This window comes from Pseudomonas asuensis, assembly GCF_014646755.1.
Taxonomy (GTDB): Bacteria; Pseudomonadota; Gammaproteobacteria; order Pseudomonadales; family Pseudomonadaceae; genus Chryseomonas; species Chryseomonas asuensis.
On record NZ_BMNW01000096.1, the window covers coordinates 1 to 585 of the forward strand.

The 585-nt window shown below is 57.3% G+C and carries 1 protein-coding gene; it reads left to right on the forward strand.

Annotation, left to right across the window (positions count from 1 at the left end; genetic code table 11):
- Positions 1 to 585 (forward strand): hypothetical protein (locus IEX86_RS24840; protein WP_188868809.1); only part of this gene is annotated, 585 nt, incomplete at both ends.

Sequence of the window (585 nt, forward strand, 5' to 3'; positions counted from 1 at the left end):
TCCTGGTGAAGAATGGGCAGGCGCTAGAGGATGCAGGCTATGACGGTGATGACATGAGCGCCTTGGCCGAACGGCCTGTCGTCCAGCAAAACTTTGTCATGACCAATGCCCAGACGCTAAAGGCCGCAGGCTATAACGGTGATGCCATGAACGGCCTGGCCGCACAGCCTGCCACCGAGCAAACTTTTGTCTTAACCCACGGCCAGACGCTAGAGGCCGCAGGCTATCACGGTTATGCCATGAACATCTTGGCCGCACAGCCTGCCGCCGAGCAAACTTTTGTCTTAAATCACGGCCAGACGCTAGAGGCCGCAGGCTATAGCGGTTATGTCATGAACCGCTTGGCCGCACAGCCTGCCACCGAGCGAACTTTTGTCTTAAATCACGGCCAGACGCTAAAGGCCGCAGGCTATAACGGTGATGCCATGAACGGCCTGGCCGCACAGCCTGCCGCCGAGCAAACTTTTGTCTTAAATCACGGCCAGACGCTAAAGGCCGCAGGCTATAACGGTTATGTCATGAACCGCTTGGCCGCACAGCCTGCCGCCGGGCGAACTTTTGTCTTAACTCACGGCCAGACGCTAA